Below are 25,111 nucleotides of genomic sequence, written 5' to 3'. Positions count from 1 at the left end.
GTGACGACGGTGTAGCCGTTGTAGTCGAGCCAGTCGATCAGCGGCCGGATCGAGGAGTACTCCTGATCCTCGATGATCGCGGTGTAGTAGAATGCCCTAAGCAGCGTCCCGCGGCTCTGAAACTCCTTCAGCAGGCGCTTGTAGTCGATGTCGAAGCCCAGAGTTTTCGCCGTCGCGTAAAGATTGGCTCCGTCGATGAAGAGCGCGATCTTGTTAATAGTGGAGGCCATTTTTGCTTTCGCGGAGGTACTTCATCAGGAAATAAGAAGGAATGCTTCGCTGAAGACTGAAGATGAAAGGCGGACACTTATTGTAGCATAGTTGCCATGGACGATGCGCGCTAGGCGGTTGTAAAGGGGATTCTCGATTGCGCCCTTGTGACTTCAGGTTGCAGGCGGTCAGATTTGCGCTTTTGCCGTACCGTTTCAGGGCTGGTTTTGCCGACGTCGTCGGGCAGTACTACAGGGCGCGTGGCCGCACTTAGCATCGTCTCGGATAAGTCCGGAATCGCGCAAATGACGGAAGTGAGCGTTGCCGGCCTGCGGCACCATGGCGCTCGAAGATTGACGTCAATCGTTCAATCGTTCTTAAGTGTGATAGATGGCGTCGCTAAGCTGGAGTCATCACTTCTCCGGAACGAGGTTTGACAGCATCATCACCAACTGAGCCTGGCGGTTTGTCCCCGTCTTCATAAAAACAGACTTCAATTGATTGCGCAGGGTCTGCTTAGAAAGCCCTCGCTCTGCCGCAAAACTTTCCAAATCCTTGCCGCTCGCAAGAGCCCATGCAAGCCGGGATTCTGCGGCCGTCAGCTCAAAGGCCTCGCGCAGAGTCATCATACCTGCTGACTGCGTTAGGTCGGTGTCGGAGATAACTAGTATTGCGTGGAAGAGGGAAAGGGGAGAGTCGGTTAGACCAGTAAGCCGCATCGGGTAGATGACAAGTCGGCCGCCTGAAACCTTTTGCAGAACTATGGGCGCGATAGTGAAGGCTTCAACGCTCCAGAACAGAGCCCTGATCGCGTTGTGCAGGAGCTCATTTGATTTCGGATCTTGGCAGCGAATGCGTCCTGCCGAAATCTGCAGATCCAATCCGATTAGTCGCTCCGCCGCCGGATTGACGCGAACGACGTGGCCCGACCGGTCAAGCAGAAGTGCCGCGCGCTTTGAGAAATCGAAGGCACTTAGTGCTGATTCCCCTTTTGCCAGGCCGAGCGCTGCGCAAGTCTGAACGACCGAATCCAAACTGTTGGACAGCTCGGAAAGAGCTCGCAACTCTCTCGCGGAATAAGAACCTTGTTCTGGCGTCCTTTGTAGGCTCAAATTCCAAACTAGATCTCCCCGGCCGATCCGGACGCCTGCCCAACCGCTAAGATTACAGTTCCGAAGGAACTCTTGATAAAAAGGCGAACGCTTGCGTGCGTCTAATGGCATGCAGTCGTCGTCTGTCGCCACTCCATTGGCCAAGAAGGCGGCCTTCCCCCGGTAGCGCTCGTCGCGGCCTTGCCATCCGTCACTGACGTAAACATTTGCGCTGCGATCCATGGAAGGAGTAGCAGCAACGATAGGCAATGCTCCGACAACTGGTAACAGGACCGCGCCATACGACCCGGTGCATTCCGCCGCCGTCTGCAATGCCTCTGTCCAGAGAGAGGGATCGATCGCGGCGGCGGCCAACACGCGGCTAAGTCGCTGCAGATCAAAGGGTTCCATCCACCATTCCGACGTCGTCGAATGTGCCGCAGCACCTCTAAAGGCATAGCCCAATTGGGCCATGCTGCCTCAGGATATTCGCCTTATCAAGGGGTTGGGGTAGCCCCGCGAGACCCACTTCGGCAAGGCGAGAGCAAAATGACCATCATGGAAGTTGGCCACAGTCCTACAGGGGCTCGTAGCGACCGCCCTCTTGGGCAATGCGGGCCGGTCCGCTGTTCACGAGTTTCGCTGTGCACGAGCCCGTCTTCATGAACAGCTACGACCGCAACTTCTGTCGGAATAGAACCAGTGATCTGCCAACCTTTGACATCGATGTTCAACGCAGGGGACGACGTTGGGGCTGGTTCATTCGGACAAGCTCGGGCGAATGCTTAGTAGAAGGCCGAGAGCGCAGTCGGGCCGAGGCGAGATATAGGGCGGCACGAGCGCTGTTTCAGCTATTGGCTTCCTCGCCCTATCAGAAAGCAGTCAAAGAAGCTTTACGCGCCGGCAGACCTAGTTAGTTCACTTTCACACGTTAACGCGATAAGAGAAAGTACCCCCATTGCTTCAACGGTCGACCTGATACGAGTTGCCCAGCGGAATGCACTCAGGGATCACTAGTGTGATCGGGATTTAGTTTAGAGCAGGGCATCTTCAAGCGATGCGACTAAGGACGTTTGCGACTTGAGATCGACGCGCGGCCGCCGAGTGCGTTATCTAACGTGCATTTTCTCGACTATCGCGTAGAGCAGCACGAAGATCGGTAAGAAGACGAAGAACCAAACCACTGACTGATCGGTTTTCGCGAATTCGCGGTTTGGGTTGCTGTCGGTCGCGTGAGGCGTTGTCGAAAGCACTCGAGCGGGCCGACCTCGTCTTGCGAGGCGGCCTAGCAGTCGGCGGACTGTCTCTTCCGGAGGAGGCTGCCGGTTCATCTTGATGCTCAGAGCGTGAACATCGACGGGAATTCTCGTACCCGCTCGATATCGACGTAACCGCTTCCGTTCAGCCATTCGTGCCGGCAATAGGCGAGGGATGCAGGATCGATGGTAAACCCATCTCTGGCGATGGTGCGTCGCGTGCCCATGCGGCCGGCCCACTCCTTGCTGCGGGTAGTTGGATCGACGCGACCGACGACGTAAACGGCTGTGTCGTTCGTCAAAGCAATCTCCAAAGGTGCTTAAATGAACTGGCGACAATATGGAAAGCTTATCGGCAGACCGATTTTAAGCAACGAGGATCGTTGCTGCAGGTGCGAAGGCTATCGCTCCCCCGGCGGTGTCGCCCTGTTGCGCGATTCCCAGCGACTCAAGTGCCTGCGCAAGAACGACGATCAAAACAGGGGCGTTGAGATCGTGCGCAAACTCTCGTCCTGCCCGCCTGACAGATAGCGATCAATTCCGGGGAAGATGGGTCAGTGATCGCCGGCAAAGTTTCGGAAAACAAAATTTGAGCCTACGGGTTCGACAGGTGAGTACGTCAGAGTGGCGGGGCCGAGAAGTTGGGCGGCGACATGACAAGGACGCTGCTCATCACCTTTCATAAATCCGCAACATCACAATCGGCCATTTTGGCTCGAGTCGCTGAGGACATGCGTTGACCATGGCCGTGATGCGGAGAGTTTCGTTGGAGACAACCCCAGCAGATTCTTGTCAAAATCCTCAGCCGTTACAGTCGTCGTCGGCTAAGCTCTTGCCCGGGGGCTCTAATTTGGGAGGTGCCAATCCCGGTAAGGTGGCATCCGTGGGACGCGGTGCCTTTGGCTTCCGCAATGTGCTTGGCGCGCCTTCGTGGTAGGTCGATCGGCCTCCGGCCGATATCTTCCATAACAAAGATTTGCGAATCCCCGTTCTTGCTCGCGCAGCAGCTCGGATCTTCTTCAAACGAAGCTGAATGCTTGCGCGCGACGCGGACCTATCGGGAGGTAGGCCCAATTTCCGCTGCAGGTGGATTTCCTCGGCAAGGAAGACCGCCCAGCGTGCGCAAAGGGGCCAACAACACCTCGCAATGACCTTTGTTCTGTCGGGCGGTTCAGCCTTGACCCGGGCCACGTCCCAGCCGCCGCGGCAGAATGTACTCGACATCAATGCTGATGCCGTCTCCGCTCAGGGGGGTCGCTGTATAGACCGCAGAGACAGCCAATTCGAAGAAGCTCCCGATCGTGAGATAGCCGATTGTGAGCGCCGACTCTCCGCTTGGCGGACCGCCGAGCAGCAATTCCGCGATGTGGCAGCAATCGTCCATCGTCGCCGCCAGCGGTGGAAGGGTGATGAGCTCGCCGGTGTGTTGAGAGATTTTAGCTGGATCGGCGAATTTGGGCTCGCGTCCAATAACGGCGCCCGCGTTGATCAAGGGTACGAAAAATTTCGCGACCTGCGCCGGCTGACCGGTGATATTTTGAATGTTGACCTCGGTCGCGTACACGCCGGGCCGGGCGCCTGCGGTACAGCAGCAGTTCGTCTCGGTTTGTCTGCCGCAAACGACCTTTACGCTGTGCACGAGGAACTCGGCTTGCGGCGGTGCGGTGGTGGCGGCGAGCAATTCGCTGAATGGATGCGGAAGACGGTCACTTGCAGAGCCCGTTGGATTTTTGGCCATTTCGATCTCCACGATGTTTGCGGAAGGCGACCTACACGCCAAACTTACGCCAGACTCGACGCAATCTTGTGAGAGATGGCTCACACACTTTGAAGAAACCGCGACAAGCCAAAGTTCCTCGCAAGCAGTGCAACGGATCGTCAGGCGACTATCACTCGATTATCCTCTGAAGTGCGATAAGAGAGGCCAAGACGAGCACCAGGGCTCCGGCGAAGGTGATGCCAAGGAAAACATTATGCATGGCGCCGCATCTCGCTTTCATCGTTCCCCCAGCCACTTAGTTGACCGGGCCGGGATCATCAAAGGCCTTCATCAGCCGTCGTTAATCGTTGCGCTTCAGTTCGACGATGAACCCTCCGACAGATCGCCAGGACCGGAGCGCTCGCAGGCTGGACAAGGTGCAGTATCTCCCTCGAGAAGCACTTGCTCCCCTTCAGGTGCCTCATCTGTCGGGTTTCCGAATTTCTGTAGGTACAATCGCGGTCAGCCCCCAACGACGATGTTGGGCAGTAGCATCATCGCCGTTTTTCGAGCCGGGACTTCGAAGCGTTGGTTGTCACGGTTTCGAGGCTCGCCACCAGTTTTTCCTGGGCTTGCCCCAACCCTTCCTTCAAGCTGTCCAACAGAGACAATTCAGCGACTGCAGGTGAGGTTGTTGCTTTGTCGTTCCTTGAGGATTTGGTATTCGTATTTGATTGATGAACAGCAAGCTTTTTCGAACGCTCTCGGTTTGAGAGAGTCGGCTTTGTCGGTACGTCCCCAACCGGCGTCGCAGTTGCTATCTTGGGAGGAGGCACGACAGCTGCAACAGCTGTTTGTGGCCATCGTTCAGCAAACTCCAGTACGCTCGGCGGCGAGACGATCGTCGGCAAACTCGTGTCGATAACGACCCGCTCGGGCACCCGTTCGGCCGAGGCTATCCTTATGGCGGGCCTTTCGGTCGAGCCACCGGTAGGTTCCATCACTTGCTGCGGCAAACACCACCCCAATCCGATCAGCCAAAGGACAAGGGCGCTGCCGACAAACCCGAAATATTTAATCAACGGCATGGGTCGTCTCCCATTCGAGACGATCTTGAAGCCGGAATTCTTAGTAGATCGGTAAAGGTAGATTAAAAACGGTAACGTGGTTATCGGAGATGTTGCGACGCAGAAGCGACGCCATTTGGCCGAAAGAGAGAGAGAGAGGGAGGGAGAGAGAGAGCCGAGCCTTCAGCGCTTGAGAGGATTAGCTCTCTCCAAGACGCAGAGGTCGGCTTCACCTGCGCGCACATGCAAAGTATGGCTTCGATGTCGTACAAATGCGAACGTTGCGCTGCTTGCGTGTGCACCCTGGCTCGAACCTAGTCACTCCAGGTTGGATCTCCGAACAATGGCGCTGCTTGGGAATGCAGACACAGCGATGCCTGCTGGCCTCGTTCGCCCGGAATATACGCGCAGTGGCGCGAAATTGGCGCTTAAACCGCAGCCGACAATCGGTCTGCGTTGCCGGACGCGCGCGGTCCTCTATCTCTGCGCCGGATGAATTTTGATACGATGTATTTCCATTTTTTCGGCGATGCCCTTCAAATTTTGGTAGTCGCGCGATGCCGAGCATCCTTTGACGATGTCACTCACTCCAGGGGCCTCCATCACCGTTTCTGTCAGGCAGATTTCGTTGACGCCGGCTAGACCTTGCACACGGGCGGCAATATTCACGTCCTGACCGAAGTAGTCGATCCGGTCATTGAGCCTTACGGCTATGGCCCTGCCTCTGTGCACGTCGATTTTGAGGCCGAGCGGCTGCGAAGCGGTCCGATTGAAACGCGACAGCTCTTCGATCATCTCGACGGATGCAAGAACCGCGTCCTGGGGACGCCCGAAGGCAGCCATGACTGCATCACCGATCGTCTTCACGATAGTGCCAGATCGAATCTTGATGATCTTATTCAAGATGTCGAAGTGCTGACGAACGAGAAAATAAGCGTTCACGTCGCCGATGTTTTCGTACAACGGCGTCGAATCCTTTAGATCAGTAAACAGATAGGTGACGTCGGAGACGGCCAGGCTTTCGCGCTCGTCCACCAGCTGGGTCTTGTACAGTTCGCCGAAGCAGGGCGTCAGCAACAATCGCTTACCGGAAAGAAAAGGCTCATATTCGACCAGATGGGGCTGGAACTGGAAAGGGTATTGGAGAAACCAGAAGCGGCCACGATCCTTGGTGCGGTTCTCAATGTGGATGATGTGTTTGCCTGGGCTAAGATCGGCCGTCTGTCGAAACGCAAAGCGTCCGTCGCCAAGAATCATATCTCTCGGTTTAGTGGGTCGATCCGTAACGAACCGGCCCGATTCGAGTTGGACAAGCGTTTCCTGGCGTTCCGCCGGTTCACCGTTCGCGAAGAAAACCAGAAGAAGTTTATGGCTAAGATCGAGCACCTCGAAACGACCGGCAGTTACGGCGAATTCAAATATCAACCGCTGACCCGCCTCGATATCGGCGAATCCCCGCGATAGTGCCGCAACCAGTTGCTCGTGTGTCATTCCGTGCGGGGGCTTGAAGTCCTTGGAGAAGTTGTAACGGAGATAGTAGTCCTGGACGGACAGCATGTCCGGATGACGATATAGGATGTCGCGAATCGAACTCGAGACGGTAAAGGTGACTTGGATGTAGTCGTCAAGCGCCGCCTCATTGAGGGCGTTGCAGAATTCGCATTGGAAACGTGGATGAACCTGGTCTAGCTCACGAAAAGTGCCGGCGACCTGCGGGCAGTAGGCGCAGATGAGCAGCCACTGCATCTCGAATAGCCCAACCTTAGCGGCGTACACGAACAGCTCGATTCCTTCGGCGTCACTTAGGCCGTTGGCAGTCGCGTACTGGATAGGATTGACTCGAAAGAGATCATAGTCGCCGGAGGCGCGAATAAAACCTTCGAGATCCGAGAGGGTCTGCGGCGCCCAACTCGCTATCGACCCGAGCTCTATGAGGCGCTGATTCAGGAGGCCTTCGTTGACTGGGGATGACCCGTTCATATCAGTATGCTACCTCGCTCCATGCCGGCAATACTGGTTAGTCGGCCGACTAGCCACGCGACAATCGACGCGGTCCCTTTGTGTCCAACTGGTTTTAGTCGAACCGAGCCGGATAAGAAAAGTCAGCTCTATTGGCCTGTATCAGTCGGCAATGCGACGCCTTGGTCGAATAGGCAATGTCTGGTCTCGTCCATCATGTCCATGATAGCCAGCAGGGGGGCGCCAAAGACCTTAGTCGCTCCGCCGCTTCCGCTCGCTCCGCCGTCGAGCGGACGGGAGCCGGCGCCTCCGGCCACCCAAAGAATGCCTGGCCGACAACCGCGGCGGCCAAAGTATCGTCGTCACCAGCGCCGGCCAAGAATCCAAGGCCTTCGGCGAAGACCAATGGCGAGTCGTCATCGCGGACCGACGCTCTCCGGCCGGCAGCGTCGGTCAAGTGAAATGTCAGGTTATGCGGCGCGAACCAGGAGATCCTGCGCAGCAAGACCTTCCTAGCCCAATTCGGGGGCAGACAACATCGCGACACAGCACCTGGTTGAGCAAGAAGATGAGGCATTGAAGCGCAAGCTTACGATCTGCCGCGGCTGCAAGTAGGTGGTCGGCAATGACGGCAGGCGCTGTTGACCCATGGCAAGCGCTTGTTGATTCTCGCATGGTCTATTGTCGGATGAAGACTATGGCATGTGGAGGTCGCGGAGCAACGTAAAAGCGTGCCTCACCGGGGAGGCATTCCAAGTGCTCCGCAATCAACCCGCCAATCCAGATAACATCTTTTTTGACCAGCAATCCGGGCATTCTCTCTGGTTCAATGCGTCAAGAGCACCTGCGTCAGTCATTTCGAACTCGCGGAAACTGGCTGCATCAGACGCAGAAAGAGCGACTGATGTCTTTCGCCATCACGATAGCAACATCCGTATAGCGGCCGTTCGACCAGAACTGATCGCAAATCAGCAAAAGGAATAGCGCATTAATCGAAATCAGAATTCCCTTGCGCATAGCGGACTTGTCCCTTGATGAGACTGCCAACCGAGCAGGTATGAACTGAGAGAGACGATATGTTTTCTAAACTAGCCGCGGCGACGATCTGCAATGGTTGCAGGCTGGCAAGAAGCCGCTACTAATCCGTTAACCGACCGGTCCGACCAATCTCTGCCGAAGATCGGTCTCCGGTCCGAAGCTGCTGATCCCGGTTCGCTGTTGCGTGCCTATCGTCTCGAACCCTCGCGCGTTCTCAACAGCGATACATTCGCGATTCGGCGATTCGGCCGACCGTGTACTCTGAACTAGGATGTCTAAGGCGACCTTGGTCAAACTAGGATACGGTCCGCCCGGGGTGCTCAAGGTGTAACGGTCACGCTCTTGAAGACAGTGCCGCCGTTGTTGGAGCGGCCGCTGAAGCGGACGGTCTGCGGACCTCGCGAGGTGGCACTGAATTTCCAGATGGCGGAGCGCGTATCGGCCTCCGTTACAGTGCCAAGTGTGAGGCTGGCCGCATTTGGAAAATCCATCGCCACCCCATCCTCGCGGGTGGTTGAGACCCCGAGCAGGCTTAGACCGCTAGACCCCGCCGCCGCTGACACCTGAACTCCATAAGCCTCGTAACTCGGGTTGAAAATCGTTGTCTTGATTGTGAAGGTCGAGCCGATCGCGGGAGACGTTGTGCTCGGCGTAGCCGTCATCGAAATCGCAGGCGTTGGATCCCCGCGAATGATTTTAGCTGCGATCGCCACCGGCAAGCCAAATGAGGGAGCTCTCCAGTTGATTGCTTTGAGCCGGAGAACGCCAGGAGGCGGATTGTCGATGATGAGATATTCGACGTTGTCGATATTAGACTGCGAGGCCCAGCCACCACATTGTCCAACTGCGTCCGGCGTGCAACTGGCGCCGGGATCGGCCCACAGGTCAACATCGTATGTCACCGCCTGTGACGCTCCTGCGCTCGATTCGGGCTCGTCCCAAGTAAGCACAGCGACGACCCGCTTGGTACCCCGAGGCACGTCGATGTCGAAGAAGCCCCAAGACTTGTCGGTGATTGTCATCCACGCCCAATGGCCGCTCCAGCCGTTGGGGTCGAGGCGCGCCCAATGAGATTGATAATCGGAGACGCGTCCGAGCCCAAAATCACTGCGTCCGCCACCGGTGTTGTTTGCCGGACTGACCTCGTCCGAATGCAGCGAAGCGGAAGCCATGAGATGGGCACGCAGCAAGTGCGGTCGATCTCTGAAATCAGGATAGTGCTCCAGCAACGTAGCCGCGATGCCACTGACATGTGGCGTTGCCATGCTGCATCCGCTCTTATCCGTATAACCATCCGTCGTTCCCGCCTGCGCGGAGGTCACGACAGCGCCCGTTGCAACGAGGTCTGGCTTCATCCGATTATCGCCGGTCGGGCCGCGGCTGCTGCTGCCGGACAATTCGCCAACTAAGCTTGATCCCGCGTCCTGCACGTTTCCGACTGTGAGCGCATTCTTGGCCACACCGGGTGACCAGATCGATAGCGCGCCCGGACCGTTATTGCCGGAGCACACGATGTAGGCCTGACGTGTTTCCCAGACGCGGGCGTCGAGCTTGCGCGATTCGGAATCGGTTCCGGTCTGTCCCGATCCGCTCGCCCCACCGCTCAGATTGATGACAGAGGGGCGTGGCGCGTCGCAGCTGGTTGCGTCCGCCATGTAGTCGATCGCGTCCCGCAGCCAAGAGTTTTGTCCGGTGTTGGTCGATTTCCAGATCTTTCCAACCCGGATGCGCTCACGCGAACCGACCGCAGTTGCGACGCCGCGGAACCGCGCTTTCGCAGTGCCAGTTCCGGAGATGGTTGCGAGGACGTGAGTGCCGTGGCCATTCTGATCATTCCAAACGCCCGCGGCGTCGCTCGTGAAATTAATCCCGCAACCGTTCTTGTTGAGGTCTTGGTGCATGGTTGCGGCCGCACTTCCCAACATGGCGCCGGTGTCGAGTAAGCCCAATACAGTTCCCGCACCCAGGAAGCCGGACGCACGGATGTAATCGACTCCATTCGTAGCCATGCTCTGATCGTGTCCACCGCCGCTCCGGCGCTCGATTTCGATGAACAGGATGAAATCCAAACCGGAAAGAATGCGGATCTGTTCGGGTGTTGCGAGAGCCTCATAGCTCCGCAACACCGGGTCGTAGCGACCGACCTCCGCACCCGTAGCTTGGACCCGTTCGGCGAACGAAGTTTTGGGATCAGTTTCGAACAGGCTGATAATAATTGGAAATCGAACCACCTCGGAGCCGAGACGCTCGATGGCAGATTTCAGCTCCGGCGCTAATTTTTGGTCGGGTGAGGGGTAAGACAATGATCTAAACCCGGGCATTTTGGCAATGCCCTCCAACGCCTGTGCTTGCAGGGGGACGCGCACCTTGAGTGCTGTCCCATGCAGTCCGAGCGATGCGACCCCGAACTCGCTCATCAGCGTGCGCTCCGTGGCCGCATCCGGCAGGAAATCCATCAGCAGAAAGGCATAGGTCTCAGTCCGCTCCCCTGCCGCTAAATCCGATCGTATGCGCGGGTCGACCCCGGAGGCCGGTGTCATCGTCCCTCCCGAGAACCCAAGCTGATAGGCCTCGAATGATCGGACATCCGACGCGCCGCGCGAAGGATAATCGGCCGGAGGCTTTGGGCGATCCTTTGGCGCAGACAGCGGCCTGTTGGGCGCCTCCGTTTGGACTGTTGTCGCCTCAGTGCTCCGATGCGGAAGTGCATCGCGCGGCGGCTTGCGATCGACAGGGAAAACCAACCGATCCGCCACATCAGACTTGCTCGGTCCGAAGTCGCGACGTTTGGTGTCATCCGCGCTGGTGGCACTAGGTCGCCCAACGCCCGCCTGGCGCAATTCGAAGTTTCTGACCCCGTCCTGAACGGCTTCGAGCGAAATGGGGTCACCCTCGCCGTCCCGATTGATGCGCATAGCGCTATTCTGGCCGCTAGACGCGCCTTCCGCGGGAGCAACGGTCTGCGCGGACGCAAGCGCGACGGGCGCAGCAACCAATAAGGTCGCAACGAATGTTTTCAACCGCGCTGAACGGCAGCAATAGGCCAAACGCTTGGGTAAGAAGGTTTCATTCATTGGCTTCCTCCAAATGAACATTCTTACAAGGCGACTTTGATCCGATTTCTGAATCGTCGCAATGGCGCACAAGCCGGCACAATCAAATTTGCTTCGCGCCAACATACGACGCGGTCGCGCTCAATCTTTTGCGTTGAGCATCCTAGCAAATCAATAAATGAACCCTAACAGTACGACGGAAGATTATGCAGTGATTTAGTTCACAAGATTGCTAGTTCGATTCAAAACAGACAGGCTCGTGAACCCGATCAGCCCATCGTTACATAACCACGCATACGCGAACGTGCAGAGCGAGGCAGGGTTGCAGGCGAGTGAGTGAGCCCAGCCAGCCGTCAGAGCAAACGCGCATTGAAGCCGTCGTTGACGCGCGTTGCAGCCCTCGCTGTCGCGCGCCATGGAAAACTGCCGCCTCGGCGCCATGAGGAATTGCCCCCTCCTTGGATAGCCAAGGAGAGAGCAAATGAACAAGGAACGAATCACTAGAGGCTCGCCGTGGAGTGATCCATGGGGGCAGGTAATGAAGACGCCAAATGACGTGGCGGAGATGTTGCGCCTGAGAGCGTGCGGATGAGGGCTGAAGCGGATTGCGCGCGAGCTGGGCTGCAGCCCTGAGCTTGGCTGCCCGATACCGACGCTTTTTAGACGCCGGAAACTGCGACCCGCTCACCCATTTCCTTCACTCTGAACGTTATGACGACGACCCGCAAGGGAGCTCGACGATGCTCGCTGCGACGCCAACCGGCCGCCACCTCACTGGAAGCACGAGCTGCCCCGCTACACGCAAATCCTTCGCCGGCTGGCCAGGTTCTCGAGGATCGTCACTTTCGACAAGAGAGGACAAGGCCTGTCCGACAGGCTTGCCGATGTGCCTTCGCTCGAGGACCGCATCGACGACGTCCGGGCGGTGATGGACGCAATCGGATCGCGACGGGCCGTGTTGGTCGGTTTCTCCGAGGACGCTGCCATGAGAGTTCTGTTCGCGACGACCTATCCAGATCGTATCCCCCACCTGGTTCTTTTTGGCGGCCCTGCCTCCATCGCCGACCTGTTTCCGCCGAGCTTTTCCCCTGCAGAGGCCGATGAAAGGCTAACGAACCTCGTCAAGCGCTGGGGCAGCGGAAGCTTCCTGGCGAACGTGTTCGCGAGCGAGGCGTCCAATCCGGACGCGGCCGCTAAGATGGCGGCGGGAATACCCGGGGCGAAGTACATCGAGTATCCGTCCGGAGATCACGCATTCTGGACCGGGGACACCGAGACCCTGGTCGGCGACATCGAGGAATTCGTGACCGGCCATCGCCAGGCGGGCGACACCGATCTCGAGCGCATTCTCGCGACGGTCATGTTCACCGACATCGTCGACTCCACGCGGCAGGCGGCCGAAATGGGCGACCAGCGGTGGCGGGGCCGCCTCGACGAGCACGACGCGCTTGCGCGCCAGTTCATTGACCGGCATCGAGGCAATCTGGTGAAGACCACCGCTGACGGCGTGCTCGCCACCTTCGACGGGCCCGGTCGTGCGATCCGGTGCGCGCTGTCGTTCAGCAGTGCCGCCCGTCAGATCGGGCTGCCGGTACGCGCTGGTCTGCATACTGGCGAGATCGAGATGCGGGGCGGCGATATTGGGGGCATCGCCGTCCACGCGGTGGCCCGCGTTATGTCGCAGTCCGGGCCGGACGAGGTGCTGGTTTCGCGAGTTGTGACCGATCTCGTCGCGGGCGCGGGACTACGCTTCAGCGAGCGCGGTTCGTACGAATTGAAGGGGCTGCCGGGCAAATGGGATCTGTTCGCGGCCACCGGTTAGCCTCTGCGCCCGCCAGCAGCCACCTGTCGTCCACCGATCAGGCGCCGGGAAATGCCCAGATGTTCATGGTGGCTATGCCCTCGCGCAGCTTCTTGATCGGAACATAGTCCGGCGAATTCCAGAAGGCGTGGATCGCCTCCATGTCGGGAAACTCGAACATGACGACGGGGCGCTGATCGTGTTCGCCTTCCAACACCTCCACGTTCGCTCGCCTGGCTGCAAGCTTTCCGCCAAAGCTGGCTATGAATGGTACGACTGCTTGCACGTATTTCTGATACTGCGCTTCGTCTTTGATGGTATTTTGGACAATGAAATAGGCGGGCATAATCAACCTCCCACGGCAATGATCTGAGAGAAGACGCGCAGCCTAGCATGCTTCTTGGGGCGCGTCTCACTCTTGTCCGTTGTCGCAGATAACTGGGGACCGCAACCGGCGAACTCATCCGGGAAGCGCGTGACGGCTGAACCTACGAAGGTGCAGCTGCGATGGTGCAGCTGCGATTCTCGTCAATAGTCGACCGGGCACTCGGGGCAAGTGTCCCCCATCGACTCCAACACGTCCCGGACCCCCGCGAGTGCCGCTTCCGGGGAAATGCCGTCCGGTGGCTCCTGCCTTGCCATATCCAGCGCGCGCTCCCGCGCATGCGGATCGGCGCGGTCCTGCGCCCAGCCGTGCTTCTCGCATTCGCGGATCGCTTCGGCCTCTGCAGCATGTGGATGGCCCAGCCACACAGCGTCCGGATCGCCGGCCGTCTTTGCTTCGTCATCAACATCGAAATCCCTCCTGCCGTGACGGATCCTTGGGCGCCGGCTCGTTCCTGGCGGTTAGTGTGAATGCTGACCGAAAAGTGACCCCCATCGGCGCGTTCGAAACCCCTTTAAGTCACTGATTGTGTTGAATCTGATTGATCGGACCCCACCCGATCAAGGTCGAGACCCCCCGCCGAAACACAGAAGAACTCCTTCACTGCAAGCCTTCCACCGAGCCATCGATGAGGAGGTTTGGCTCCCACATCAGATATATCTTTCAAGGTGCAAGCGCGCTGCCATGTTCCGTCGATCGCCATCATGCTCGCCGGAATAGCCCGGTCGAACGCAACTCGCCGTGTCCCTCGCTAGACCGGTGCTCTCATCACGCACCCTCCAGATCAGGCAGTGAGGGCACCAGCGACGGCATCTCCAGGCGCGAGGATACGAGCGAGGAGCTTGAGACCGAGCAGTCCCGGCCCTGTTCCTTCGCGCGGTACAAAGCTATGTCGGCGTCACGGGTGAGCGCCAACTCATCCGTGGTCGCATCCCGCTTTTCGGCGACGCCCACGCTTATCGTTACGTACTTTCGCGGCGAGCGCGGATGGTAGATCTGCAAACGAGCGACCAGCATCCGAATCGCGTCGGCCACCTTCACCGCCCTTTCCTCGTTCACGCCGGGCAGGACCACGGCGAACTCCTCGCCGCCGTACCGCGCCGACAATCCTCCCGTATTTGCGGTGGCGCTTCCGATCACCTCGGCAATGCGCTGGAGGCAACCGTCCCCGGCCTGGTGGCCCAGCGCGTCGTTGAAGCCCTTGAACTGGTCAATGTCCATCAGGAGAACCGATAGCATGTCATGTTTGGCGTAGGCCTCCCGCAAGAAGGCATCGAAGCTGCGCCGATTCGCGAGCCGCGTCAGACCGTCTGTCGTCGCGAGCTGCGCCAGTCTAAGGTTGGCTGATGACAGCTCGTCCTCGAGGCGCTTCTGCTTCGTGATGTCGCGAAGAGTTCCGACGATCTCCAGCTCGCCGCCGATGGACTGCTCGGCCAGCTTGAAGTGCGCCTCCAACCAGGCGATCGCCCCATCTCCCCGTCGAATACGGAACCGGACAGAGCTGGAGGCGTTCGCGTGCTTCAATTCTCGGCTCGCAGCCATGACCTTATCGCGATCGTCGTCATGGACCACGTCGAGACACGACCTACCGAGGAAATCATTCTCGGTCATCCCGAGCACAGCCACCACAGAAGGTGACACGTAGCGGAGGTATCCCCTTCGGTCCATCACGATCACGATGTCGGCGATGTTGTCCGCCAACAAACGCAGACGCGCCTCCCGCTCCCGCAGCGACCGTTCGAGTCCAGTCCTGAAGGTGAATTGGCTCCTCAACAGCGCCGCCATGGCGACGATGATTGCGACCAGCAGGACCGCTACGACCGCATCCGAGATTAGATCGGTCCGCCAGTTTGCCAATACCTCATTCTCTGATCGCGCCACCGTGACGACCACCGCGTATTCGGGGTCCAGCTCGTATGCGATGTATTTGGTGAGCCCATCGAACGGGGAGGTGATCTTATAGGACCCGCTCGGGCTTTCGATCAAGCGCTTCTGGAACAGTGAGGTGTCGGCGATCTTTCGACCACTTTCCACCACGGGCCAGCGAGCGAACATCGTTCCGTCGGCGGACAGGAGGCTGATGCCGCCTTGAGCGCCGACACCAAAGGACGAATAGAAGTTGCTGAAGTAGTTGCAGTCGATCGCGGCGACCACAACACCTGCGAAGTCCCCGGTTGGAGTGCTGATCCGCTTCGACAAGATGATGGATGGTTGCCCGCTAGTCCTGGAGACTATCGGCCCGCTCACGAGCATCTTGGGGCTGGGATCGTCTCGATGGTGCGCGAAGTACGCTCGATCGGAGTTGTTGTAGTCTGGTAGGCGCTCGAAGGACGAGTATCGCCAATTGCCCTCCGCATTCAAAACGCCGATCTCCCGGATCTGCGGCAGAGAGCTGGTCGTGCCGACTAGGTGGGCATTGAACCGCTCAGGCAGCGGGCTCTGGTACTTCAGCAAGTCTGCCAACCCGGTCATAGCCACATCAGGGGCCTTGAGGGTAGTGGTTGCGTGCCGAGCTAGCGAACGGGCCAGATTGCCTAAATCCTCCTGAGCCCGGGCCAGGGTGGCTTGACGGGCCACTGAGGCCTTCCACGAGACGAGGCCAAGGACGCACGCCATCATGACGGCCAGGAAGGCGCCGACGACCAGTTGAGGCTTGCGATGTATCGCCTGATTTAGTGATGCCACGACGGAGTCACCTGCTAAGGGTGCATTCAAGATGACGATCATCATTTTTAGCTTCAAAGCCGCTAACAAGCGGGGGCTGCGTTGAGGCAAATGCAGGCGTTTGGCTAACAGCCCATTGAGAACCCGAGCGGAATCCGGCAGTGACTGTGGCAATAAGCACCGCGGGCTCCGCCGGCCGCCCGGGTACGCCACCGCAAGCCAGCCGCGTAGATCGGCCACGCGGGGAGCGGCCAGAGCCTGTTCTTGTCTTGCTCTCTCCCTGAGGTGCCGCTGGAATGAAAACTACATTGCGAACCAATTTTTGGCCGATGATGGGTGCAGATCCCTATAGATCGAGCCGGCAATGCCCTCCCGTGATCTTCTCCTGACACCGTGTGGGAGGCCGTGGACGCGAGCACAGTGCGGTGGTACAAAGAGAGATGGAGGAGAGTCGCTAAGTCTTTGAAATTGCTTCGGTTGCATGAGGGCGGGCCGAGTCCGCCCCTGGGCACCTGTCTCACTCAAACCTACTAGCCCCTCGTGCGGCAGCGTGCGAATTCTGGTTCTATGCAGCGCTGTCATATGACCTCTCGAACCTCATGGCGAACGTAATGGGCGGCGCGCCAAACGCCGCCCGGATCAACGGCGTTGTAATTGAACTCTGACCACCAATTGATTGACCACCGAAACCGCGTGAACAAACAGCTATAAAGATGGTCAATCGCGAGCGAACTTCATTGTTATTGTCGGTCTTTTCGCATCCTACTTACGTTAGGAACGTAGGGGTCGCGGGTTGCGCATGCGATTTACAATGCAGGTGTAACCTATTGATCTATATAGGCCTATCGAATGGTTCTTTTACAGCTAAGTACCTGTTTGTGTTCGTAGAACATGAGACTCTTAATCAGCGGGTCCCAGGTTCGAGCCCTGGTGCGCCCACCAATCCCTTCAGTAGTTTAGGGTTGTACAGAACCGGAATGGTTGATCCGGTTTGCTGCATGGTTTCTGATTTTTGTGCAGGAGGTGTGCTTCACCACGCATATCGCATACCGGCCGCTCCGCGGACGCCGTCGCGCCTGCCTCCGTCGGTATCGCTGACAGCGAACTGGTAGTCGGCATTGGCGTAGAAGCTGAAGTTGGCGTTCATCCTCACACTCACCCCACCTCCCAGTTGCACGCGCGTGGCCTGCTCAAGCAAGGGCACCAGATCGACACCGGAAAACGTCGTCGTCGCCTGCGCCGCCCAATCGCGCCACAGATTGGCGCGCAGATAAGGTTGCCATAGCTGGCCGCTGTCGCTGGCGATGGACCATCGACCGCGCAGGCCAATCCGCCCGCTGGTGCCCGACGTTGTACCCAGTGCAACCGCACCCAGGCCGTCATTGGCGTCGTCGAATGAGACATGTTGCCAGACGATCTGCGCCTGCGGCTCCAGCACGAAGCCCGGTCCAAACATCGGCAGCCGGATCGGATAGCCCGTCTCCAGCGACGAGAGGAAGCCCAAACCGGTGGTTGAAAGGCTGGCGAATTGTGTGGAGGCTGCGCCTTCATAGCGCGTCGCCTGCGCCACTGCGTCGAGGTACCAGTCATTCGGGCCGTAATGCGTCCAGTAAGCGCCGCCCGACCATGCATTGAGATTGAGACCGCCGGTGTGACGGAGCACGTAGCTGGTCGCTGCTTCGTTAGTAACGAGGCCGCTCACATCGACATTGGCATTGGCATATCCGACATAAATGCCTCCGGCATCGCGATGGCCCGGTATCCATTCGCCTCGCCACAGATCGACACCGCTCTGAAAGCCGAGCACCTGGCCGGAGGTGCGCGGATCAGCGAACGCCTTGTAGTGGTTGTCGATCTGCTGGCCCAGGAACCGGCCCCAGACCGAAGGTCCCCAGCCGGCGTTCAGGCAATCTGTCGACGCCTTCACCGGTCCCCTGCGCGGCATCCTGTCCCACGTGTTGCCACCGGCTGGGCACGGCGTGTCCGTGTTTGCGGTCGGCGAAGTATCGCCGGTGCGTTCATGCAAGGTGCCAAGCGTCGTCATCCCCAATTGCCGGGCGATCGGCTGGACCACGCCATAGGTCGCGATCTCCGGCCCAATAATTGGATAGACGCCCGGCGGCAGCGGCCCTGTCACCGGCGGCTCGGGCGGCAGGATCGGCGGCGGCAAGGTCGGCGGCTCGATCGGCGGCCCCACGGTGAAGGTCGATCGTAGGAACCAGTCGTTGGGACTGTTGCTGGGGTCGAGGCCACCACGGAAGAGAAAATAGTCAAAGGCGCCACCGCGCACCTCGCCGGCAAGCGCGAAGGCACCTTGCGCCGTAGTGCCGCCGTTAATTGCCTGCACCACTGCAATGCCGTTTGCCACCGTCTCGGCGCCGCGGCCGCCGACATTGGTGATGCGCAAAAAGGAATTGCCGGTCGCGCTCCCGCCATTGATGACCAGCCTATCCGACGGCGAACCGTCAGCGCCAAGAAATGTGTTCATCGCGATAGTTCCGCCAATCCCGATGTAGCCGTTCGTCGTCAAGACCGTGCCCGGGGCAGTGCTCGTACCCATGCTCACCAGACCGCGGTTGGTGAGGCTGAGTACGGTCTGGTTGAAGCCGTTGAGATCGAGCGTTCCGGCTGAGGCCACCACTACTGCCGAATTTGGGCTGAACGTATTCACCGCGCCGGCCCCCAACGTGCCCGCGTTGACGTTCGTGGCGCCGAAATAGCTGTTGGCAGCGGTGAGCCTGGTGGTACCGGCAAGCACATTGACGGTGCCGGTGCCGCTGATCGTTGGTGCAAACACATAGTCGGCGGACGTATGATTGAAGTTGATTGTGCCGGCGCCGACGCCAAATGCCACGTTCGGGGTGTTGAGCGTGCCGGGAGCAGCCGCCGGGGCGCTCGCGCCCGCGCCGATGTTGAGCGTTCCACTCGCACCTACATTTGCGGCGATCACGACAGTAGCCGCGGTAACGACGCCGCCTTCCGCAAGCGTAAGCGTGCCGGTGCCCGAGTTGCCGACGTTCACGCCCGAACTGTTGCTCCAGATCGAGCCCGCGCCTGCCACCCTTACCGTACCGAGCGAGCCTGCATCGCTACCAACGTTGGCAGTGAACGCAGTGTTATTGATGACCGTTCCACCGGTTGTGATCGTGAGCGTGCCCGTGCCAAAACTGCCGATATTGAAGCCGCCGCCTCCAGTGATGTTCAAACTGGACCCCGCGCCGGTAACCGTCACTGTCCCAGACGAGTTGGTAGACAATCCGACGGAGACGCCGCCGAAACTGTTCACGGTACCGCTGCTTTCGATGGTGAGCGCGCCCGTGCCCAAACCGCCAACCACGAGGTTGCCAATGTTCGTCCATGTGGAGCCGGCGTCGGAAACGGTCACGGTACCCTGCGAACCTGGCAAATTACCAATAAAGCCGCCTATGTCGGTCAATGTTCCGCCGTTTCGGATGAAGAGCATTCCTGTGCCATTTTGACCGACCGCAAGGTTTAGTGCTGTTGCTCCCGGTCCCCTGACCTCCGTCGAATTTGGGATCACCGTGTCAATGTTTGCGCTGGTCGCTGTGTTCGGAACACCGGCGCTCCAGTTTAGAGGGTTAAACCAGCCATTGGAGAATGCCCCGGTCCAGTTTGTCTGAGCGTGTGTCGAAACCGGTGCTGCAGTGACAAGCGCAATCGCTGCTAACAATCCTGATGAGAGATGTCTGCACGTGGCGCGTGCTGGCGAGGTATCGCGGCGCGGTCGGATGAAGAGAAGTCGATCCGGGTCCAAAGCAGCCTCCAATCCGCAACGATAAACGCAGCCGTCATGATGGAGTACAAAGGATCACAATCGTGATCGGATGGCCGTAATTGTGACGACAGGAGATGCAACTTTAATTTGTTGTCGGCTGATGCTCTTTCGCCACGCAACAGGGAGCAATACTGACCGATCACTGCAGCGAAATTTTCAAATCATTAACAATGTTGAATCCCTGGCCGGAGCGATTGTCCTAGCGTGAGCCTTTCCGCTGGGGCTTTCCATGATCGATACCGCGACCAAGGCGTTGTTGCGCACCGTTCTCGACGAGGTGTGTGAAGGTGTTCCACGCTGTGAGATCGGCGCCAGGACCCGCGTAGCTTCGAAGCTTCTGGAGACTGCAAGCGGGGGTGACATCTCTGCAGATCGCCTCAAACAAGCGGCCCGCAATGCTCTCTCAGAAATCCAGACGATGTGACGATGGTCATGTGGGGGCGGGGGTGAATTTCCACGTGACGGTCCTCAAGATCCTGGTGAGCTATCCGGATGGGTTCGCCGCCATGGAGGATCTCAAGCGGGATATGGCCATTCTAGCGACCAGCGGTCGCGACTGGACCGAGCGCACCCGGCGGCTCGCCGGACGGGTGCCGGGGCTGGACATCTTTTCGCAAAGGCTGATCGACCGGACAAATGGCGGGTGGCGCATCACGGCCAAGGGCCGCGCCGTGCTCGAGCTGATGGAAGCTCGCCCGGACCAAGCGCCGATTGCCGCCCAACAACCTCCCTCGGAGCCGGAGCTTGCCCCGGCGATCTCGCGGCACATTCCGGCGGAGAGGGGCCGAGGACAACTCGCGGCGCGCCGTCGCCGACGCAATGCCCGCAAGCAGGCTCGGGCGTCCTAGCGAGGAACGAGCGTCGCTCCCGAAGCTTGAGCAAGCGCCTTGTAATGGAAGACGCTCATGCAAAGTTCCGACGCCACCTTGTCGACCGCCCGTCTGTCGCGCGTGACGGACGACATCTGGGTCGTGGACGACGCCCCGATCAGCGCCGCCGGTCTGAAACTCCCGGTGCGCATGACCGTCATTCGGCTGTCGAACGGCGATCTCGTGCTGCATTCGCCGGTGAGATATTCGCCGGCCCTCCGCGGTGAGCTGGAGCGGCTTGGGACGATAAAGTACTTGCTGGCGCCGAATATCGCGCACTGGATGTTCCTGCCCGACTGGCAGAAAGAGCTGCCACAGGTGACGATTTTCGCGGCGCGCGGCCTTGCGGCGCGCAGGCAAGTTCGAGCAGCACGCATCCGCATCGACCGCGAGCTTGGAGACGCGACGCCTGAGGAATGGAGAGCCGACCTCGAAGCCGTCTCGGTGAACGCTCCGATGTTCTCCGAGATCGAGCTGTTCGACAAGCGCAGCCGGACACTGATCCTGACGGATCTCGTGCAAAATCTCGATCCCAACGATCTCAGCGCGCCAAATGAGGCCGCGGCAAACCTCCTCGGCATTTCCAAGCCAAACGGAATGGCGCCGGTCTATCTGCGACTACTGCTGCGCCTCGGCGGCCGCTCCGTGCGGTCCGCAGCCGAGCGGCTCATACGGCTGTCGCCGGAGCGGGTGATCTTCGCGCACGGCGACTGGTTCGAAGCGAACGGAACCGAGCATCTCCGGCGATCCCTGCACTGGCTGCTTCCGGCGGGCGGCTCCGGATCTGAGCCGCGGCAAATGACCGGCACGCGCGTCGTCATCACCGGTGCCTCGAGCGGAATCGGGCGTGCTGCGGCGCTGGCCTTCGCGGGCAAGGGCGCAAGCGTGGTCTTGGCGGCACGCCGTGCTGAGGTCCTGACGAGCCTCGCCGCAGAATGCGAGGCGCTCGGAGGCCGCGCATTGCCGATCGCGACCGATGTCACCGATGCCGAGGCGGTGCAGCGACTGGCCCGAGAGGCCGAAGACGCGTTCGGTGGCATCGACGTCTGGATCAACAACGCCGGCACCGGCGTTTTCGGGGCCTATCAGGACGCGGATATCGCGCTTCATCGCCGAACGATCGAGGTCAATCTCCTCGGCACCATGCATTGTGCTTTCGCGGTGCTTCCGATCTTCCTCCGCCAGAACCGCGGTATCCTGATCAACAACATCTCGCTCGGCGGCTGGGCGCCGACGCCTTTTGCTGCGGCCTATACGGCGAGCAAGTTCGGCCTTCGGGGCTTCACCGCTAGCTTGCGTCAAGAGCTCAGTGCTCACCGCAACATCCATGTCTGCGGCGTCTTCCCGGCCATGGTCGACACGCCGGGCTTCGTCCACGGCGCCAACATGTCCGGTCGAACGCTCGATCCCGGTCCGCTGCTGTATCAGGCGGAGGATGTTGCCGAGACGTTCGTGAGCCTCGTTCGTGCACCCCGAGACGAGGTCGCCGTGGGCTGGCCGGCTCGTGCCGGCCAATTTGCCTACGCGATGGCTCCGCAGATTACCGAGAACATCGTGGGAGCTGCCTTCCGCTACCTACTGTCGCGCGCGCGCCCGGCGAAGAGCAGCGAGGGCACCATGATCGAAGCTGGTCCGCAGGGCACGTCGATCGATGGCGGTTGGCTGTCACGCAAGCAACTTCCACCTGCCGGGGTGATCAGTCAGGGGCTCGCAGTGCTCGGACTAGCTGCGGGCGTGGGTATCCTGGCTTCAGCAGTTGCGCGTCGCGTCGGCAGATCGGGGCAAGCCGTCGCCAAGCACAAACAAGTCATGCCGAGGCAGATCAGGGCAGCGCGTAGGCCCGCACGTAATCGCCGAGCTTAGTTCCGAACGAGCCGTGGCCGCCGTCGACCGTGACGACATATTGCTTGCCCCCGGCCTCATAGGTCATCGGCGTCGACTGGCCGCCGGCAGGAAGGCGGTCCTGCCAAAGCTGTCTGCCATCGCGAACGTCGAACGCGCGGATATAGTCATCCATCGTTCCCGTAATGAAGATGATGCCGCCTGCGGTGACGATCGGACCGCCGAGCATGGGCACGCCGAGCTTGAATGGCAGCGGCAGCGGGGCCTGATCGCGGATCGTGCCGATGCGATGCTGCCAGACCACCTTGTGCGTTTTGAGATCGATCGCTGCGATGTTGCCCCATGGCGGTGCAAGGCAGGGGATACCGAGCGGTGAGAGGAAAATGCCGAGGTCGACGCCATAGGGGGCGCCGTACATCGGCTGCACGCCCAGCTCGGTTCCTGGTGGATGAGCCGCATTCGGCGCGGCCGGATTGTCTTTCCCGCGCGGCACCAGGCGAGAGATGAAGGGAATCGATTGGGGATTCGCGATCGCGATCTGGCGCTGCGGATCGACGGCAATGCCGCCCCATTCGAACATGCCGAAGTCTCCGGGAAACACCAGCGTGCCTTGTTCGGACGGCGGCGTGAACGGCCCCTCATAGCGCAGGCGCTTGAACTTGATGCGGCAGGCGAGCTGGTCGAACATCGTGCTGCCCCACATCTGCGCGTCCGTCAGCATGCCGGAGGGGCGGAAGCTCAATTCCGAAAATGGCTGCGTTGGCGACAGCCGGTCTCCATTCGCGGCGCCCTGCGGCACCGGCTTCTCCGGTGCGGGTACCAACTGGCGGCCATCGCGGCGGTCGAGCACGAAGATGTCGCCGGTCTTTGCCGGGATGTAGATCGCAGGCGTCACGCCGCCGTTAGAGCGCAAATCGACCAGACTGGGCTGCGACGGCATATCCATGTCCCAGAGATCGTGGTGCACGTTCTGGAACGACCAACGCAGTTTTCCGGTCAAGACATCGAGCGCAATCAATGCCGAATCGTAGCGCTCGTTTTCGGGCGAACGGCCGCCGCCCCAGATATCCGGAGAACTCGAGCCGAGTGGCACGTAGACGAGTCCGAGCTTCTCGTCGACCGCCGAAATGCTCCACGAATTGGGTGAGCCGGCCGTAAAATGATGCGAGGCCGAGGGCATCTCGTTCGGGTCGGGATTGCCGGCATCGAACGCCCAGATCAACCGTCCCGAATAGATGTCGAAGCCACGGATCACGCCTGATGGCACGCGGTCGGAATAATTGTCGATCACCGCTCCGCCGACGATCAGAACCTTGTCCGTGACGACGGGCGGCGAGGTGCCCTCGTAGAAGCCGAGCGTCTGGATCTCGCTGCCGTGCTTGAGATCGATCTGTCCCTGGTTGCCAAAACTCTCGCAAGGCGCGCCGCTCTGCGCATCGAGCGCGAACATCCGTCCGTCGTTCGTCGGAACAAAAATGCGCTCCGCACAATTGCTCGGCGCCGGCGTGCCGTCGGCAGTCACCGCGCCGGGCTTGGTCGCGTGATAGGACACGCCGCGGCAGGTCATGTGCTGGAACGCCTTGTTGTGCTGGACCTGCGGATCGAATTTCCAGCGCAGTTGTCCGGTCGCAGCTTCGAGCGCGAACACGATCTGGTGCGGGGAGCAGGTGTAGAGGAGATCACCCACCTTGAGCGGCGTTGCCTGGTTGGTGATCTCGTCGGGGTCATCAGGGCCCTTGTGGTCGCCGGTGCGGAATTCCCAGGCGAGCTTGAGGTCCTTGACGTTGTCCTTGGTGATCTGGCTCAGCGACGAGAAGCGCGTACCGAAGCCGCTGCCGCCATAGGCCGTCCAGTTCTGCCCGGCAGCGGGCTGGTCCGGTTCGGGAGCCGCAATGGCCCCGGTTGTTTCGCTCTCTGGTATCGTGCCGGCTAGATCGCGGCGATCGCTCGTCAGGGACATGCCGACGACGATGGCTGCGGCGACCAACACAAGGCCGAGCGCCCATCGCGCCGCGCGCAAGCGAGGCGCGAGGCGCGAGGCAATGAAGGGCAGCATCAGCCACAGGCCAAGCGGCACGAGCACGTCGCCGCGCGGCGCCAGCGACCAGAAATCGAGACCCACTTCCCAGATTGCCCAGGCCATCGTCCCGCCCAGCAGCGCCGCATAGATCCAGAGCGCCTCGGCGCGACGGCGCGCGAGCAGCCAACTCGTGAGCAGAAGCATGATGCCCGCGATCAGGTAATAGACGGAGCCACCGAGGGCCGCGAGCCAGGCACCGCCGGCGAGGAGGCCCAGACCCATGATAGCGACGACCACAATGGTGATGGCCAGCAACGGCGCGTCACGGAGCCAATTCGTTGAACGATGCGCAGGAGGCATG

15 protein-coding genes and 2 pseudogenes are annotated in these 25,111 nt (G+C 59.8%); 5 read left to right on the top strand and 12 right to left on the bottom strand.

The genetic code is table 11. The features are described 5' to 3' along the window. From AC0L3U_RS08310 to AC0L3U_RS08300, 3 genes are all read right to left on the bottom strand, one after another. Positions 1–230 (bottom strand): NYN domain-containing protein (locus AC0L3U_RS08310; RefSeq protein WP_473293655.1); only part of this gene is annotated, 230 nt, incomplete at its 3' end. 393 nt (positions 231–623) lie between these two features. Further along, complete coding sequence (locus AC0L3U_RS08305) at positions 624–1,775, bottom strand: helix-turn-helix transcriptional regulator (RefSeq protein ID WP_473361359.1); 1,152 nt, start codon at positions 1,773–1,775, stop codon at positions 624–626. A gap of 865 nt (positions 1,776–2,640) precedes the next feature. Next, positions 2,641–2,859 carry a hypothetical protein gene (locus AC0L3U_RS08300; protein WP_473361358.1) on the bottom strand — a complete coding sequence of 73 codons (219 nt, stop codon included), beginning with the start codon at positions 2,857–2,859 and terminating at the stop codon, positions 2,641–2,643. A 94-nt stretch (positions 2,860–2,953) separates the two neighbouring features. On the opposite strand from AC0L3U_RS08300, the pseudogene groEL reads away from it, so the two are divergent. Further along, a pseudogene (groEL, locus tag AC0L3U_RS08295) lies at positions 2,954–3,144 on the top strand (chaperonin GroEL); the annotation flags it as partial. Between the two features lie 584 nt (positions 3,145–3,728). Here groEL and AC0L3U_RS08290 read toward each other — a convergent pair. The 4 genes from AC0L3U_RS08290 to AC0L3U_RS08275 form a co-directional block, all read right to left on the bottom strand. Next, positions 3,729–4,295, bottom strand: coding sequence for a hypothetical protein (locus AC0L3U_RS08290; protein WP_473361357.1), 567 nt, complete (start codon positions 4,293–4,295; stop codon positions 3,729–3,731). 515 nt (positions 4,296–4,810) lie between these two features. Beyond that, positions 4,811–5,344: a hypothetical protein gene (locus tag AC0L3U_RS08285; protein WP_473361356.1), complete on the bottom strand. Its 534-nt coding sequence runs from the start codon at positions 5,342–5,344 to the stop codon at positions 4,811–4,813. Between the two features lie 456 nt (positions 5,345–5,800). After that, the gene (locus tag AC0L3U_RS08280; RefSeq protein ID WP_473361355.1) at positions 5,801–7,303 is read right to left on the bottom strand and encodes a DUF5939 domain-containing protein; all 1,503 of its coding nucleotides are present in this window, start codon (positions 7,301–7,303) and stop codon (positions 5,801–5,803) included. 1,337 nt (positions 7,304–8,640) lie between these two features. Beyond that, positions 8,641–11,394: a S8 family serine peptidase gene (locus AC0L3U_RS08275; protein WP_473361354.1), complete on the bottom strand. Its 2,754-nt coding sequence runs from the start codon at positions 11,392–11,394 to the stop codon at positions 8,641–8,643. 766 nt (positions 11,395–12,160) lie between these two features. Here AC0L3U_RS08275 and AC0L3U_RS08270 point away from each other — a divergent pair. Further along, positions 12,161–13,195 carry an adenylate/guanylate cyclase domain-containing protein gene (locus tag AC0L3U_RS08270; protein WP_473361374.1) on the top strand — a complete coding sequence of 345 codons (1,035 nt, stop codon included), beginning with the start codon at positions 12,161–12,163 and terminating at the stop codon, positions 13,193–13,195. Positions 13,196–13,232: 37 nt separating this feature from the next. Here AC0L3U_RS08270 and AC0L3U_RS08265 read toward each other — a convergent pair whose 3' ends face one another. The 4 genes and pseudogenes from AC0L3U_RS08265 to AC0L3U_RS08250 form a co-directional block, all read right to left on the bottom strand. Continuing rightward, positions 13,233–13,520 (bottom strand): DUF1330 domain-containing protein, encoded by a 288-nt coding sequence (locus AC0L3U_RS08265; RefSeq protein ID WP_473361353.1) that lies wholly within the window; start codon positions 13,518–13,520, stop codon positions 13,233–13,235. A gap of 182 nt (positions 13,521–13,702) precedes the next feature. After that, positions 13,703–13,968 (bottom strand): annotated as a pseudogene (locus tag AC0L3U_RS08260) (hypothetical protein). A 359-nt stretch (positions 13,969–14,327) separates the two neighbouring features. Continuing rightward, the gene (locus AC0L3U_RS08255) at positions 14,328–16,289 is read right to left on the bottom strand and encodes a diguanylate cyclase domain-containing protein (RefSeq protein WP_354208762.1); all 1,962 of its coding nucleotides are present in this window, start codon (positions 16,287–16,289) and stop codon (positions 14,328–14,330) included. Positions 16,290–17,253: 964 nt separating this feature from the next. Further along, positions 17,254–19,686 carry an autotransporter family protein gene (locus AC0L3U_RS08250; protein ID WP_473361352.1) on the bottom strand — a complete coding sequence of 811 codons (2,433 nt, stop codon included), beginning with the start codon at positions 19,684–19,686 and terminating at the stop codon, positions 17,254–17,256. Between the two features lie 562 nt (positions 19,687–20,248). On the opposite strand from AC0L3U_RS08250, the gene AC0L3U_RS08245 reads away from it, so the two are divergent. From AC0L3U_RS08245 to AC0L3U_RS08235, 3 genes are read left to right on the top strand one after another with little or no spacing between them, the layout of a single operon-like run. Continuing rightward, positions 20,249–20,443: a hypothetical protein gene (locus AC0L3U_RS08245; RefSeq protein WP_473361351.1), complete on the top strand. Its 195-nt coding sequence runs from the start codon at positions 20,249–20,251 to the stop codon at positions 20,441–20,443. Between the two features lie 22 nt (positions 20,444–20,465). Then, a complete protein-coding gene (locus AC0L3U_RS08240; RefSeq protein WP_473361350.1) occupies positions 20,466–20,867 on the top strand; it encodes a hypothetical protein in 402 nt (133 codons plus the stop codon). A gap of 57 nt (positions 20,868–20,924) precedes the next feature. After that, entirely contained in the window at positions 20,925–22,751 is a 1,827-nt protein-coding gene (locus AC0L3U_RS08235) for an SDR family oxidoreductase (RefSeq protein ID WP_473361349.1), read from the top strand. Here the strand turns inward: AC0L3U_RS08235 and AC0L3U_RS08230 are convergent. Beyond that, positions 22,711–25,110: a glucose/quinate/shikimate family membrane-bound PQQ-dependent dehydrogenase gene (locus AC0L3U_RS08230; RefSeq protein WP_473361348.1), complete on the bottom strand. Its 2,400-nt coding sequence runs from the start codon at positions 25,108–25,110 to the stop codon at positions 22,711–22,713. The genes AC0L3U_RS08235 and AC0L3U_RS08230 overlap by 41 nt on opposite strands. Position 25,111 lies beyond the last annotated feature (1 nt).

This window comes from Bradyrhizobium sp. Kon69 (assembly GCF_055807515.1).
The sequence above is the reverse complement of the archived record's forward strand: the minus strand, read 5'-3'. Positions and strand labels throughout refer to the sequence as shown.

Excerpts from the sequence above, each read along its gene's own strand:
- AC0L3U_RS08305 (WP_473361359.1), bottom strand. The coding sequence starts at position 1,775 with ATGGCCCAATTGGGCTATGCCTTTAGAGGTGCTGCGGCACATTCGACG.
- AC0L3U_RS08290 (WP_473361357.1), bottom strand. The coding sequence starts at position 4,295 with ATGGCCAAAAATCCAACGGGCTCTGCAAGTGACCGTCTTCCGCATCCA.
- AC0L3U_RS08285 (WP_473361356.1), bottom strand. The coding sequence starts at position 5,344 with ATGCCGTTGATTAAATATTTCGGGTTTGTCGGCAGCGCCCTTGTCCTT.
- AC0L3U_RS08280 (WP_473361355.1), bottom strand. The coding sequence starts at position 7,303 with ATGAACGGGTCATCCCCAGTCAACGAAGGCCTCCTGAATCAGCGCCTC.
- AC0L3U_RS08275 (WP_473361354.1), bottom strand. The coding sequence starts at position 11,394 with ATGAATGAAACCTTCTTACCCAAGCGTTTGGCCTATTGCTGCCGTTCA.
- AC0L3U_RS08265 (WP_473361353.1), bottom strand. The coding sequence starts at position 13,520 with ATGCCCGCCTATTTCATTGTCCAAAATACCATCAAAGACGAAGCGCAG.
- AC0L3U_RS08255 (WP_354208762.1), bottom strand. The coding sequence starts at position 16,289 with ATGATGATCGTCATCTTGAATGCACCCTTAGCAGGTGACTCCGTCGTG.
- AC0L3U_RS08250 (WP_473361352.1), bottom strand. The coding sequence starts at position 19,686 with ATGCTCTTCATCCGAAACGGCGGAACATTGACCGACATAGGCGGCTTT.
- AC0L3U_RS08245 (WP_473361351.1), top strand. The coding sequence starts at position 20,249 with ATGATCGATACCGCGACCAAGGCGTTGTTGCGCACCGTTCTCGACGAG.
- AC0L3U_RS08235 (WP_473361349.1), top strand. The coding sequence starts at position 20,925 with ATGCAAAGTTCCGACGCCACCTTGTCGACCGCCCGTCTGTCGCGCGTG.
- AC0L3U_RS08230 (WP_473361348.1), bottom strand. The coding sequence starts at position 25,110 with ATGCCTCCTGCGCATCGTTCAACGAATTGGCTCCGTGACGCGCCGTTG.